Consider the following 13,487-nt stretch of genomic DNA (forward strand, 5'->3'; position numbering starts at 1 on the left):
TGCGCCCTGGGGGCCGGCTGTACGCTTGCTCCGGGTGCTGGGCAGGGCTAGGTCATGACCAAATCCGGAGGTCGCATGTCCATCGTCATCGAGACCATGACCAAAAGCTTTGGCGGCACCTCGGTTCTGCGGGGGATCGACCTGACCGTGGAGTCGGGCGAACTTGTCGCGCTGCTGGGTCCCTCGGGGTCGGGCAAGACGACGCTGCTGAAGATCATCGCCGGGCTGGAATGGCCCGATGCCGGGCGGCTTGTGGTGAATGGCGCGGACTGGCTGAACCTTGCGGCGCAAGACCGGCGCATCGGCTTCGTGTTCCAGCACTATGCGCTGTTTCCGCACATGACCGTGCGCGACAACCTTGCCTTTGGCCTGACGGTGCGGCCCCGCGCGCAGCGTCCGGGCACGGAGGTGATCGCCGCGAAGGTGCAGGAGCTGCTGCATTTCCTGCAGATCGCCGACCTTGGCGACCGCTATCCCGCGCAGCTGTCGGGGGGCCAGCGCCAGCGGGTCGCGCTGGGGCGGGCGCTGGCGATCGAACCCACGGTGCTGCTGCTGGACGAACCCTTCGGCGCGCTCGATGCCGCGGTGCGCCGCGACCTGCGCGCCTGGCTGCGTTCGGTGCACGAGGAAACCGGATCGACCACGATCTTCGTCACCCACGACCAGGAGGAAGCCTTCGAACTGGCCGACCGCGTCGTGGTGATGGGCGAGGGCCGGATCGAGCAGATCGGCAATGCCGACCAGATCCACGACCACCCGGCCAGCCCCTTCGTCGCCCGCTTCATGGGCGCCACGATCGAACTGCCGGTGACGCTCGTCTCGGGCCGGGCCGAGGCGCTGGGCCTGGACGCCGGCCGCCTGCCCCGCCGCGCCCTGCCGGACGGAGCCGCGACCCTGTTCCTGCGCCCCGATGACGTGGTGCCGGTGGCCGACCCCGCCGGGCGCTGGCAGGTGGCGCGCTGCACATCGAACGGGGCGGTGCTGCGCATCGACCTGACGGATGGCCACAGGCAAATCCCCGTCGACCTGCCCCGCCGCGCGCCCGAGGCGCGGGGCCTGTGCAAGGGCACCCGCGTCACCCTGCGCGCCGAGGCCGGCGCGATCTTTTCCGCCGGGCGCGACGAGCCCGCCGTTTCTGTCGCCCCCTTCCCCCGCAAGGAGAACCGCCTATGATCACCAAACTGCGCATCGCGGCCCTGGCCCTGGTGCTGGGCGCCAGCCCGGCCCTGGCCCAGGACAAGATCCTGAACGTCAGCTACGACATCGCGCGCGAACTGTTCGAGGCGTTGAACCCCGAGTTCCAGACCTACTGGAAGGACAAGACCGGCCGCGAGGTGACCATCGACCAAAGCCACGGCGGATCGTCGAAACAGGCGCGGGCCATCCTTGAGGGGCTGCCGGCCGACGTGGTGACGTTCAACCAGGAAACCGACGTGGACGTGCTGGCCAAGAACGGCTTCGTGGCCGAAAACTGGCGCGAGGCGCTGCCGAACGGGGCCTCGCCCTATTACTCGCTGCCGGCCTTCCTGGTGCGCAAGGGCAACCCCAAGGGGATCAAGGATTGGTCCGACCTGGCCCGCGACGACGTCCAGGCGGTGTTCCCGAACCCCAAGACCAGCGGCAACGGACGCTATACCTATCTGGCCGCCTATGCCTATGCCCTGACGCAAGAGGGCGGCTCGCCCGAAAAGGCCCAGGAATTCGTCGGCAAGATCTTCGCCAATGTCCCCGTTTTCGACACCGGCGGCCGCGCCGCGACCCAGACCTTCGCCGAACGCAGCATCGGCGACGTGCTGGTTACCTTCGAGGCCGAAACCAAGGGCATCGCCAAGCAGTACGCCGACCAGGGCTTCGAGGCGATCACCCCAGCCACCAGCCTGTTTGCCGCCTTTCCGGTCGCCGTCGTGACCGAGAACGCCGAGAAGAACGGCTCGCTGGAGGTTTCGACCGAATATCTGACGTGGCTTTACACGCCCGAGGCGCAGGAGACCCTGGCCGAGAACCATTTCCGCGTGACCGACAAGGAGGTGGCGGCCAAGCACGCGGCCGAGTTTCCGCAGGTCAAGCTGCTGACGGTGGACGAGGTCTTTGGCGGCTGGGACAAGGTCAACGCCGAGCACCTGGCCGATGGCGGCATCCTCGACACCGTCTTCGTCAACCGCTGACGGCAATCCCGTGAGCGCCGGCGTCATCCGACCCAAACGCGTGCTGCCGGGCTTTTCGCTGAGCCTTGGCACCACGCTGCTTTTTGTCGCGCTGATCATCCTGATCCCGGTGATCGCGCTGGTGCTGAAGGGCGCCGAAATCGGGCCGGCCCGCTTCTGGGCCATCATCTCGGCCCCGCGCACGCTGGCGGCGCTTCGGGTGACGGTGACGGCGGCCTTTGCCGCCACCCTCTTCAACGCCTTCTACGGCCTGCTGATGGCCTGGGTGCTGACCCGCTATGACTTTCCGGGCAAGCGCATCCTGGACGCGCTGATGGATGTCCCCTTTGCGCTGCCCACGGCGGTCGCGGGCATCTCGCTGACGGCGCTTTATTCGGCGAACGGCTGGTTCGGCGCGCCGCTGGCGGGGCTGGGCATCGAGGTGGTCTATACGCTGGGAGGCGTGATCCTGGCGATGACCTTCACCTCGATTCCCTTCGTCGTGCGCGCGATCCAGCCGGTGCTCGAGGATCTGGACCCGACGCTCGAGCAGGCGGCGATGACGCTGGGCGCGCGGCCCTTTGCCATCTTCCGCCGGGTGGTGCTGCCGGCGATCTGGCCGGCCTGGCTGTCGGGTTCGACCATTGCCTTTGCCCGCAGCCTGGGGGAATTCGGCGCGGTGGTCTTCATCGCCGGCAACCTGCCCTTCAAGACCGAGATCGCGGCGCTTCTGGCCTATATCCGGCTCGAGGAATACGACTATCAGGGCGCGGCGGCCATTGCGCTTGTGCTGCTGGTGCTGGCGCTGGTGCTGCTGGCCTTTTCCAACTGGATCCAGTTCCGCGCCACCCGCCATCTGGAGCCCGCGGCATGAGCCTGTCCCTGACCGACGCCCCCGGCCAAAGCCGCACGGTGCCGCGCCTGCTGATCGGGCTGGCCTTCGCGCTGACCGCGCTGTTCGTCGTGGCGCCGCTGGCCTTCATCTTCTGGCGCGCCTTCGCCGAGGGCTGGGCCGTCTACCTGGGCAACATCACCGATCCCCTGACCCGGCACGCGATCTGGCTGACCACGCTGGTCGCGGTGATCGTGGTGCCGGTCAACGTGGCCTTCGGCATCGCCGCCGCCTGGGCCATCGCCCGCTTTCGCTTTCCCGGCCGCAAGCTGCTGGTCACGCTGATCGAGATCCCCTTTTCGATTTCGCCCATCATCGCGGGCATCTGCTATCTGCTGCTTTACGGCCGGCAGGGCCTGCTGGGGCCCTGGCTTGCCGACCACGACATCAAGATCATGTTCGCGATTCCCGGGATCGTGCTGGTCACGATGTTCGTCACCGCCCCTTTCGTCGCGCGCGAGGTGCTGCCGCTGATGCAGGCCCAGGGCTCGGAACAGGAACAGGCGGCGGTGACGCTGGGCGCGCGGGGCTGGCAGGTGTTTTCCCGCGTGACCCTGCCGAACATCCGCTGGGCGCTGCTTTACGGCGCGGTCCTGTGCACGGCGCGCGCAGTCGGCGAATTCGGCGGCGTCTCGGTCGTGTCGGGCGCGATCCGGGGGCAGACGAACACCCTGCCCCTGCAGATCGAACTGATGTTCAACGACCTGAACACGACCGGCGCCTTCGCCGCCGCCTCGACCCTGACCGTCATCGCGCTGGTGGTGCTGGTGGTCAAGGCTGCGTTGGAAAGTCGCAGGTAGGCCGCTGGCGGGATTGTCAGTGGACTTGCCCCCCGCCCTGACCTTAGGCTTGAACCATGGACGCCGTGCTCAAGGACCACCCGACCCAATGCCCCAGCCTGCCGAAGCCGCGCAGCTTCTGGCAGCGCATTGCCGACCGCCTGGCGGCGCTACTGGGCGCCCCTCGCGCGGCCACGCCGCCGGAAAAGTCGGTGGCCTTCACCATCGCGGTGATCGCGCTGGGCGCGAAGCTTGCCAAGGCCGACGGTGCGGTGGCCCGGTCCGAGGTCGCGGCCTTTCGCCGGGTCTTCATCATCCCGCGGGCCGAGGAAAAGAACGCCGCCCGCGTCTTTGACCTGGCGCGGCAGGACGTCGCGGGTTTCGACGCCTGGGCGCGGCGGATCGCCGCCATGTTCCCGCAGGGCGACCCGGTGCTGGCCGATGTGCTGGAGGGGCTCTACATCATCGCCGTGGCCGACGCCGAGCTGAACGAGGCCGAGATCGTCTTTCTGGACGAGGTCGCCCGCATCTTCGGCATCCCCGAGCCGCAGGCCGCCGCGATCCGCGCCCGTCACGACCGCCGCCGCGGCTGCCCCTCGTGCGAGGTGCTGGGCATCAGCCCCGACACGCCCCTGCCCGAGGCGCGCAAGCGCTGGCGCGACCTGGTCCGCGAAAGCCACCCCGACCGCGCCATCGCCCGCGGCCTGCCGCCCGAGGCGATCCGCCTGGCCGAGGCGCGCACCCGCGCCCTGAACGAAGCCTGGGACGCGTTCCGAAACCAGTATCGCCCCCGCGTCGCCTGACGGAACCGGCGCCGCCGTCCGGGGTTTCATCGCGGAAGGAAAGCCGAATGATCCGACCGACTGCCGCCCTTGTCGCGCTTGTGCTGCTGGCCGGTCCCGGCCTGTCCCAGCCCTATGAACCGCCGCCCGCCGACCCACCGGATACGCAGGACACGCTGGACGGGTTCATGCAAGGCCTGCTGGACCGTGCGCGACCATCTCTGGAAAGGCTGGGCCGCGACCTGGGCGGGCTTGCGCAGGATGTGGGCCCGGTCATGGGCGAAATCGGCGATCTGATGGATGACGTGAAGAACTATCAGGCCCCCGAGCGTCTGGAAAACGGCGATATCCTGATCCGCCGCCGTGCCGAGGCTCCGCCGCCCCCGCCCATCGGGCCGAACCTGCGCGACATGATGCGGCCCGCGCCCGAGGCGCCCGCCCCCGACAAACCGGCGCCCCTGCCGCCGCGCGACCCGGCCTCCGAAATCGAGCTTTAGGGCGCGAATCCCTCGACCCAGTCGATCAGGCGCGGCAGGCTCTGGCGCTTCAGGTCATAGCCGTCCACGATGGTCTGGCGCGCCGCCGCCCCCAGCCGCGGGGCATCGGGGTCGCCCGCCAGCGCGCGGATCAGCGCGGCCTCCAACGCGGGCTGGTCGAAGAACGGGACCAGCCGCCCGTTTTCCCCGTCCCGTATCAGTTCGCGCACCGGCTCGGTGTCCGAGGCGACGATCTGACAGCCCGCCGCCATCGCCTCGGTCAGGGACCAGCTTAGGACAAAGGGATAGGTCAGATAGCAGTGCACCCGCGCGACCTGCAGCAGCGACAGGTATTGCGGATAAGGCACGCGGCCCAGGAAATGGATGCGCGACAGGTCCAGCTGGCCGTCAAGTTCGGCCAGCATCTTGGCCTTCCAGCTGTCGGCGTCCTGCGGCTTGCCGCCATAGCTGACGCCGTCGCCGCCGATCAGCACGACCTGCGCACCGGGCCGCGCCCGCATCACCGCCGGCAGAGCCCGCATGAAGCGGTGAAAGCCGCGATAGGGCTCGAGCGAGCGCGAGACATAGCTGAGCACCTCGTCCCCCGCCGTCAGCACCCTGCCGTCGGGCAGGGTCAGGCTGGCGGCGGGGTTGGGCTTGACGATGTCGGTGTCGATCCCGTCATGGATCACCGTCAGCTTCTGGCGCAGTTCGGGCGGGAAGCTGTCGGCCTGATAGCGCGTGGGCGACAGGCCCGCGTCGGCCTGCACCAGCCCCTGGATCAGATGGGCCGAGCGTGACAGCGTGCTGACCCGGCCCTCGTCGCTGTCGGGGGTGATCTCGGGGTCGAAGCCCACGTCATGGCCGCGCGTCCGATACAGCAGCTCGGCATAGACCAGCAGCTTCGCATCGGACCAGATCTCGCGCAGGAACAGCGTCTCGCCCCAGCCGGAATGGCCAAAGATCAGGTCGGGCACATAGCCGTGCTGGTCGCGCAGCGCCCGGCAGCCGCGCGCGGCCAGCCAGCCCCGTTCGGCGTGGTCGGCATAGGACCGGGCCAAACCGCGTACGGTGTTTTCACCCGGCGCCTTGTAGCGCACGACCTGCACCGGCGAGGGGCGCTGGTTCTTTTCGTCGGTCAGGGCCAGCACCTTGTGGCCGCGCGCGGCCAGCGCCGGCGCCAGATGCAGGAACTGGCCGGGGAAATTCTGGTGAACGAACAGGATCTTCATGCGAGCTTCGTCAGAAAGGCGGCCTCGATCAGGCGGCGGGTGTAATCGCTTTTCGGCGCGTCGAAGACCTCGGCGGTGGTGCCCTGCTCGACCACCTCGCCGGCGCGCATAACCATGATCTGGTGCGACATGGCGCGCACCACCCGCAGGTCGTGGCTGATGAACAGGAAGGCCAGCCCGTGCTTGCGTTGCAAGCCGCGCAGCAACTCCACGATCTGGACCTGCACGGTCATGTCCAGCGCGCTGGTGGGTTCGTCCAGGACGACCAGCCTGGGGTTCAGGATCATGGCGCGCGCGATGGCGATGCGCTGGCGCTGGCCGCCGCTGAATTCATGCGGATAGCGGTGCATCATCGCGGGGTCCAGGCCCACCTCGGCCATGATCGCGGAAACCATCTCGCGCCGGTCGCGGCCCGGCTCGATCCCGTGGACGCCAAGGCCCTCGGCGATGATCTGCTCGACCGTCATCCGCGGCGACAGGCTGCCGTAGGGGTCCTGGAACACGATCTGCATGTCGCGCCGCAATCCCCGCAGCGCCCGCCCGTCCAGGCGCGCGATGTCGCGGCCCATATAGACGATCGGCCCCTCGCTTTGGATCAGCCGCATGATCGCCAAGGCCAGCGTCGTCTTGCCCGAGCCGGATTCGCCCACGATGCCCAGCGTCTCGCCCACGCGCACGGTCAGGCTGGCGCCGTTCACCGCCTTGACGTGGCCCACGGTGCGGCGCAGGAAGCCGCGCTGGATCGGAAACCAGACCTTCAGGTCGCGGGTGGACACCACCTCGGGCGGGTCGCCCACCAAGGGCTCGGCCAGGCCCTTCGGTTCGGCGGCCAGCAGCATGCGGGTGTATTCGTGCTGCGGATCGGCAAAGATCGCCTCGACCGGACCTTGTTCCACGATCTCGCCCCCCTTCATCACGCAGACCCGGTCGGCGATGCGGCGCACCAGCCCCAGGTCGTGGCTGATGAACAGCATCGACAGCCCCTCGGCGGCCTTGAGTTCGGCCAGAAGCTCCATGATCTGGGCCTGGATGGTCACGTCCAGCGCCGTCGTCGGTTCGTCCGCGATCAGCAGTTCGGGACCGTTCGCCAGGGCCATCGCGATCATGATGCGCTGGCGCTGGCCGCCGGAAAACTGGTGCGGATAATCGGCCAGCCGCTGTTCAGGGTCGCGGATGCCCACCCGGGTCAGCAGTTCCACGATCCGGGCCCGCGCCGCCTGCCCGCGCAACCCCTGGTGCAGCGCCAGGCTTTCGCCCAGTTGGCGTTCCAGCGTGTGCAGCGGGTTCAGCGATGTCATCGGTTCCTGAAAGATGAAGCTGATGTCATTGCCGCGCACCCGGCGCAACTCGGGTTCAGACGCGCCGACAAGCTCGCGCCCGGCGTAGCGGACCGAACCCTCAAGCTCGGCCGCCTCACCCAGCAAGCCCACCGTCGACAGCGCCGTGACCGACTTGCCGCTGCCGGATTCGCCCACCAGCGCAACGGTTTCGCCCTTGCCGACCGCAAAGCTGACGCCCCGCACCGCCGGCACCAGCCGCCCGTCCTGCCGGAACCCGATCCGCAGGTTTTCGACTTGCAGGACCGGGGTCATCGGAACGTCTTTCTAGGGTCGAAGGCATCGCGCACGCCTTCGAAGATGAAGACCAGCAGCGACAGCATGATGGCAAAGCTGAAGAAGGCGGTGAAGCCCAGCCAGGGCGCCTGCAGGTTCTGCTTGGCCTGCAAGGCCAGTTCGCCCAGCGAGGGCGCCGAACTGGGCAGGCCGTATCCCAGGTAGTCCAGCGCGGCCAGCGAGGAAATCGTCCCGGTCACGACAAAGGGCAGCATGGTCAGCGTCGCCACCATCGCGTTGGGCAGGATGTGGCGGAACATGATGGTGCGGTCGGAAACCCCCAGCGCGCGCGCCGCGCGGACATATTCGAAATTGCGCGCCCGCAGGAATTCGGCCCGCACGACACCGACCAGCGCCGGCCATCCGAACAGGATCGAGACAAAGACCAGCAGCCAGAAGCTGCGCCCGAGGATCGCGAACAGAATGATAATCACGTAAAGAGAAGGGGTTGATCCCCATATCTCAAGCAGTCTCTGAAACACCAGGTCGGTGCGGCCGCCGAAATAGCCCTGCACGGCACCGGCGGCGATGCCGATGACCGAACTGACGGCCGTCACGATCAGCGTGAACAGGACCGACAGGCGGAAGCCATAGATCACCCGCGCCAGCACATCGCGCGCGGTATCGTCCGTACCCAGCCAATGCGAAGCATCGGGCGCGCTTGGGGCGGTGCCCACGTTGTTGATGGTGCGATAGTGATAGGGCACCGGCGGCCAGATCATCCAGCCGCGATGGACCGCCTCGCCCGCCACCTGGCCGGTTTCGGCCGCGGCGCGCTGCGTCCCCTCGGGGTCGTCCCAGCATTCCGGGCGCCCGCCGGTCAGGATCAGGCATTGCACCCCGGGGTCGGTATAGATCGCCTCGGTCCCGAAATCGCCCCCGAAGGTCGTTTCGGGATAGAACTGATAGACGGGGAAGTACAGGTTGCCGCGATAGCTGACGACGATCGGCTTGTCGTTGGCCAGCAGCTCGGCGAAAAGCGAGGCGACGAACATCACCGAAAAGAGGATCAGCGACCAGAAGGCGCGCTTGTTGCGGCGGAAATTTCGCAGCCGCCGGCGGTTCAGCTCGGACATCGCCATCAGCCGGCCCTCCGCTCGAAGTCGATGCGCGGATCGACCAGCACATACATCAGGTCCGACAGGATGCCGACCAGAAGGCCCAGCAGGCCAAAGACGTAAAGCGTGCCGAAGATCACCGGGTAGTCGCGCTGCACCGCCGCCTCGAAGCCCAGCCGGCCCAGCCCGTCCAGCGAGAAGATCGTTTCGATCAGGATGGACGAGCCGAAGAAGACGCCCAGGAACATCGCCGGAAAACCCGCGATCACGATCAGCATGGCGTTGCGGAAGACATGGCCATACAGCACCCGCCGCTCGGTCAGGCCCTTGGCGCGGGCGGTCATGACGTATTGCTTGTTGATCTCGTCCAGGAAACTGTTCTTGGTCAGCAGGGTCAGCGTGGCAAAGCTGGAAATCGTGGTCGCCACCACCGGCAGGGTGATGTGCCACAGATAGTCCTTGATCTTGCCCAGCAGGCTGAGGTCGGCGAAATTGTCGCTGGTCAGCCCGCGCAGCGGAAAGATGCGCCAATAGCTGCCGCCCGCGAACAGCACCATCAGCAGCACCGCGAACAGGAAGGCGGGGATCGCATAGCCGATGATGATTGCCCCGCTGGTCCAGGTGTCAAAGGGCGTGCCGTTCCTGACCGCCTTGCGGATGCCCAGCGGGATCGAGATCAGATAGGCGATCAGCGTGGACCACAGGCCCAGCGTGATCGAGACCGGCATCTTTTCCAGCACCAGGTCGATCACCGAGACCGAGCGGAAGAAGCTGGTCCCGAAATCGAAGCGGACATAGTTGCCCAGCATGATCAGGAAACGCTCGGCCGCGCCGATCTTTTCCTTGCGGCAATCGGGCGATTTCAGGTCCGGCGCACCCTGGTGGGCGGCGTCGCAGGTGATGCGGGCAAAGCCCATCTGCACCTCAAGCTGGTCCAGCAACTCGGGCGGAATACCGCGCGCGCCGGCGTATTCGGTGTTCTGCGCCGCATCGCCGCCCCCGCCCGAGATGTTGCGGAAGGCGTCGCCCTCGCCCTGGACGCGGGCGATCACCTGCTCGATCGGGCCGCCCGGAACGAATTGGGTCAGCGTGAAATTGACCAGCATGATGCCGATCAAGGTGGGAATGATCAGCAGCAAGCGCCGCAGGATATAGGCTGCCATCCGCCCCTGTTCTCCGCCTGGTCCGCGCCGTCCCGGGGGACTAGCGCAGAGCGCCGGCTTGTTTCAGCTTTTCGGCCTTATCCGCGTCATACCACCAGAAATCAAGCTCTCCCAACGCATAGGGGGGCAACTCGGACGGGTGGCCGAACATGTCGTAATAGGCGATCAGGTGGTTCGGGGTGTACCATTGCGGCACGCAAAGCTTGATGGCGCGCAGCACCCGGTCCAGCGCGTGGACGGCGGTCAGCATCGTGGCCTCGTCTTGCGCGGATTCGACCGTCCGCATCAGGCTGTCCACCGCCGGATTGGCCAGACCCGACAGGTTGCTGTCGGTGCCCGCGAACTCGGATCCGAAGACCGGGCGCATCTCGGCCCCCGGGATCGGGGTCTGGCCCAGGAAATCCGAGGTCAGGTCGAAATCGTGCGAGCGGATGCGCGCCACCTGCTCGGAATTGTCCACCCGCAGGTTCACGGCGTCGATGCCGACCCGGCGCAGGTTTTCGATATAGGGATCCAGGATGCGGTCCTGGTCGGGGCCGTCGTTCATGAACTCGACGCGCAGAGGCTCGCCCTTGGCATTGCGCCGGATCGGATCGCCCGCGACGCTCTTCCAGCCGGCTTCCTCAAGCAGGGCGGTCACGCGGCGCACCATCGCCCGGTCCAGCTGCTGGGCGGTGCCCTCGGGCCAAAGCCAGGCGTCCTCGGTCAGAACCTCGGGCGGGATATGCTGGGCCAGGGGTTCCAGCAGCGCCAGTTCCTCGGGCGAGGGCTTGCCCTGCGCGGCAAGCGGCGTGTTTTCCCAGAAACTGTTCACGCGCTTGTAAAGCCCATAGAACAGCGTCGCATTGGTCCAGTGAAAGTTGAACATCAGCCCGATCGCCTCGCGCAGGCGGGCATCCTGGAACTTGGGCCGGCGCAGGTTGAAGACCCAGGCCTGGCCATTGACCGGGCTGCCGTCGGGCAATGCCTCGCGCCGGACCCAGCCTTTTTCCATCGCCGCGAACTTGTAGCCGGTCGCCCACAGCAGCGACTTGACCTCGCGCCGGAAGGTGTATTCCCCGACCTCGAACGAGCGATAGGCAGTGTCGTAATCGGCGAAGTATTCAAAACGGATGCGGTCGAAGTTGTAGCGCCCGCGGCTGATCGGCAGACCCTCGCCCCAATAGTCCGGCCGCCGTGTCGCGGCCACGGTCCTTCCCATCGAGACCGAACCCAGCACATAGGGGCCCGAGCCGATCATCGGCGTGTTCATGGGCGCGGCCAGGTCGCGCTTGTTGTCCATGAAGTCCTTGCGCGAAAAGATCCCGAGTCCGCCAACGAACTGGATGACCTCGCGCCGGGGATAGCCCTTGGTGAAATAGAACCGCACGCGGCGGTCGTCCAGCGCATCGACCTTGGCGACCTGCTGCATGATCAGCGTGCGAATCGCGATCCTGGCCTTGTCGCGCAGGGTTTCATAGGTAAAGACTACGTCATGCGCGGTGACAGGTGTGCCGTCCGAAAACTTCGCCTCGGGACGGATGGAAAAGATCACCCAGTCGCGGTGCTCGGGATATTCCAGCCATTCGGCCAGCAGCCCGTAGGCGGCGCCGAAGTCGCTGGCATCCCCCGCCAGCAGGCTTTCCAGTGCCACCGCCGCCAGCACCGCCGGGCGGCCCTGGTCGGAAAACGGGTTCAGGTTGTCGAAGTTCGAGCTGTTCGGGATCGCCTCGGAAATCTCGCCGCCCTTCGGGGCATCGGGATTGACATAGGGCAGGTGCGGGAAATCCGCCGGCAGCCTCGGCTCGCCAAAGATCGAGATGCCATGCGCCCGGATCACCCGGTCGCCCGCAGGCACCGCATCCGCTGCCTCGGCGGGGGCCGGCGCCTGCGCCCAGGCGGCCGGCAGGCGCAGGGCCCCCACGCCAAAGGCGGCAATGGCGGTCTGGAGCAAGGATCGTCTGTGCATGGATATGTCCCGAAACTCTCGTGTCTGCCGCAAGCTAGCAGCCACGCGCCTCGGTTCAACATGCAATCGCGTGATCGCAATGGGCGCCCCCGCGGGCGCCCACTCGCCACGGGCGTCGGTCCCTAGCCGATCAGCGGGGCGCCCGAGCCGTAGGTTTCGCGATAGTGCCGCTCCAGCCGCATCAGCGCCAAGCGCAGGACGATCTTGCCCGACCGCGCCGACCAGCCCAGGCGCCGCTCGGTCATCTCGATCCCCTCCAGAAAGCAGCAGACGCGCAGGCACATGTCGCCCATTCCGGGCCCCAGTTCGCGCAGCGCCGCCGCGACCCGGTTGCGCGCGCTTTCCGACCCGCCGCCGAACCCCGCCGGCAGGCCCGAGACATCCACCCCCGCCGTCAGGAAGCGGTCCCAGTTCTGGGTGATGCGCGGACCCATCTGGGCCAGCTCGAAATCCTCGCGCAGGCGCTCGCCCGCCGCGACGATCTCGGGCGACAGAAAGGGGCTGCCGTCCGCCTCGCGCCGGCGGGCCAGCATCAGCAGCGGGCTTTCGGCGATGTTGACGCGCATGCGCCGGCGGCGGCCGTCCTCGGGGTCGGCGATCTCGCGCTCTTCCCAACTCCGGTGACGCTCGGCATGGTCGAAGGTCGCGGCATCCTCGGCGCATCCCTCGGGCAGCGCCGCCGCCTTGGGGACGGGATCGGCCAGCAGAAAATCCTCGGACTGCGGCAGGGCGCCCCGCCTGCGCGCCGCCAGCAACGCCCGCAGCGCGTCGCGCCCCGGCGCGGCGATGACATAGCGGCACATCTTGCCCTGGCCCACCAGTTGCACCCAGGCGCGGATCGCCATGTGCTCCGCCAGCTCCCGGTCCAGGATCGCGGTGCGGATCTCGTCCCGGACCACGATGGCCTTGTCCATGCCGTCGGCCACGATCATCTGCGCCCCCGGCTCGGCCAGGCGGCGCAGGATGCGCGCGATCTGGCGCATGCCCGTGCGGCCCAGGGCCACGTCGCCCGGAGCAGGTTGCCGTCGGGTGGCGGCCCGCTCGACGGCCTGGTCGACCAGCGGATCGTCGCGCCGCGCCTCGAACCGGCGGATGCGGCGCATGATCGTCGAGGCGTGGCAGCCCAGTTCCCGCGCCAGCGAACGGATGGTTTCCCCGCCTTCGATGTGGCGCAGGTACAGGCCCAGATCACCGTCCTCGTCCCCGTCAAGGGCGCGGACCGGCAGGGCCTGGAAGGTGCCGGCATCCGGTGCCGCCGTGCCCGCGCCGTCGGGGCGATTGCCGCACTTGACGTCGAAGCCGGCGGGCAGTCCGGCCAGCGAAGCGTCCGTGGCGAAATCTCCCGTCTGAATTGTCATGTTCATTCCTTCGCTTCCTGCGAGCGAACCGGCAGGCGCTCG

At 67.7% G+C, this 13,487-nt stretch carries 12 protein-coding genes; 6 read left to right on the top strand and 6 right to left on the bottom strand.

Annotated elements, in window-relative coordinates:
• The first annotated feature begins 75 nt into the window (after positions 1 to 75).
• The 6 genes from BU28_RS0115435 to BU28_RS0115460 are packed head-to-tail and all read left to right on the top strand — an operon-like array spanning position 76 to position 5,094.
• Positions 76 to 1,173 carry a sulfate/molybdate ABC transporter ATP-binding protein gene (locus BU28_RS0115435; protein WP_028720270.1) on the top strand — a complete coding sequence of 366 codons (1,098 nt, stop codon included), beginning with the start codon at positions 76 to 78 and terminating at the stop codon, positions 1,171 to 1,173.
• Positions 1,170 to 2,165 (top strand): sulfate ABC transporter substrate-binding protein, encoded by a 996-nt coding sequence (locus BU28_RS0115440; RefSeq protein WP_028720271.1) that lies wholly within the window; start codon positions 1,170 to 1,172, stop codon positions 2,163 to 2,165. Before BU28_RS0115435 ends, BU28_RS0115440 begins: the two co-directional genes overlap by 4 nt.
• 10 nt (positions 2,166 to 2,175) lie before the next feature.
• Entirely contained in the window at positions 2,176 to 3,018 is an 843-nt protein-coding gene (gene cysT, locus BU28_RS0115445; protein ID WP_028720272.1) for a sulfate ABC transporter permease subunit CysT, read from the top strand.
• Entirely contained in the window at positions 3,015 to 3,836 is an 822-nt protein-coding gene (cysW, locus tag BU28_RS0115450) for a sulfate ABC transporter permease subunit CysW (RefSeq protein ID WP_028720273.1), read from the top strand. Before cysT ends, cysW begins: the two co-directional genes overlap by 4 nt.
• A 56-nt stretch (positions 3,837 to 3,892) precedes the next feature.
• Positions 3,893 to 4,618, top strand: a complete 726-nt coding sequence (locus tag BU28_RS0115455; RefSeq protein WP_028720274.1) for a molecular chaperone DjiA — start codon at positions 3,893 to 3,895, stop codon at positions 4,616 to 4,618.
• 47 nt (positions 4,619 to 4,665) lie between these two features.
• On the top strand, positions 4,666 to 5,094 hold the full coding sequence (locus BU28_RS0115460) for a hypothetical protein (protein ID WP_051578240.1): 429 nt from the start codon (positions 4,666 to 4,668) through the stop codon (positions 5,092 to 5,094).
• Here BU28_RS0115460 and BU28_RS0115465 read toward each other — a convergent pair.
• The 6 genes from BU28_RS0115465 to BU28_RS0115490 form a co-directional block, all read right to left on the bottom strand.
• Positions 5,091 to 6,305, bottom strand: a complete 1,215-nt coding sequence (locus BU28_RS0115465; RefSeq protein WP_028720276.1) for a glycosyltransferase family 4 protein — start codon at positions 6,303 to 6,305, stop codon at positions 5,091 to 5,093. The genes BU28_RS0115460 and BU28_RS0115465 overlap by 4 nt on opposite strands.
• Positions 6,302 to 7,897 carry an ABC transporter ATP-binding protein gene (locus tag BU28_RS0115470; protein WP_028720277.1) on the bottom strand — a complete coding sequence of 532 codons (1,596 nt, stop codon included), beginning with the start codon at positions 7,895 to 7,897 and terminating at the stop codon, positions 6,302 to 6,304. Before BU28_RS0115470 ends, BU28_RS0115465 begins: the two co-directional genes overlap by 4 nt.
• Positions 7,894 to 9,000, bottom strand: coding sequence for an ABC transporter permease (locus BU28_RS0115475; RefSeq protein WP_028720278.1), 1,107 nt, complete (start codon positions 8,998 to 9,000; stop codon positions 7,894 to 7,896). Before BU28_RS0115475 ends, BU28_RS0115470 begins: the two co-directional genes overlap by 4 nt.
• Positions 9,000 to 10,139 carry a microcin C ABC transporter permease YejB gene (locus tag BU28_RS0115480; RefSeq protein WP_028720279.1) on the bottom strand — a complete coding sequence of 380 codons (1,140 nt, stop codon included), beginning with the start codon at positions 10,137 to 10,139 and terminating at the stop codon, positions 9,000 to 9,002. Before BU28_RS0115480 ends, BU28_RS0115475 begins: the two co-directional genes overlap by 1 nt.
• 40 nt (positions 10,140 to 10,179) lie before the next feature.
• Positions 10,180 to 12,087, bottom strand: coding sequence for an extracellular solute-binding protein (locus BU28_RS0115485; protein WP_028720280.1), 1,908 nt, complete (start codon positions 12,085 to 12,087; stop codon positions 10,180 to 10,182).
• Positions 12,088 to 12,209: 122 nt separating this feature from the next.
• Positions 12,210 to 13,451: a DUF6456 domain-containing protein gene (locus BU28_RS0115490; protein WP_028720281.1), complete on the bottom strand. Its 1,242-nt coding sequence runs from the start codon at positions 13,449 to 13,451 to the stop codon at positions 12,210 to 12,212.
• Positions 13,452 to 13,487: the final 36 nt, after the last annotated feature.

The sequence above is a fragment of the Paracoccus yeei ATCC BAA-599 genome, assembly GCF_000622145.1.
Lineage (GTDB): Bacteria > Pseudomonadota > Alphaproteobacteria > Rhodobacterales > Rhodobacteraceae > Paracoccus > Paracoccus yeei.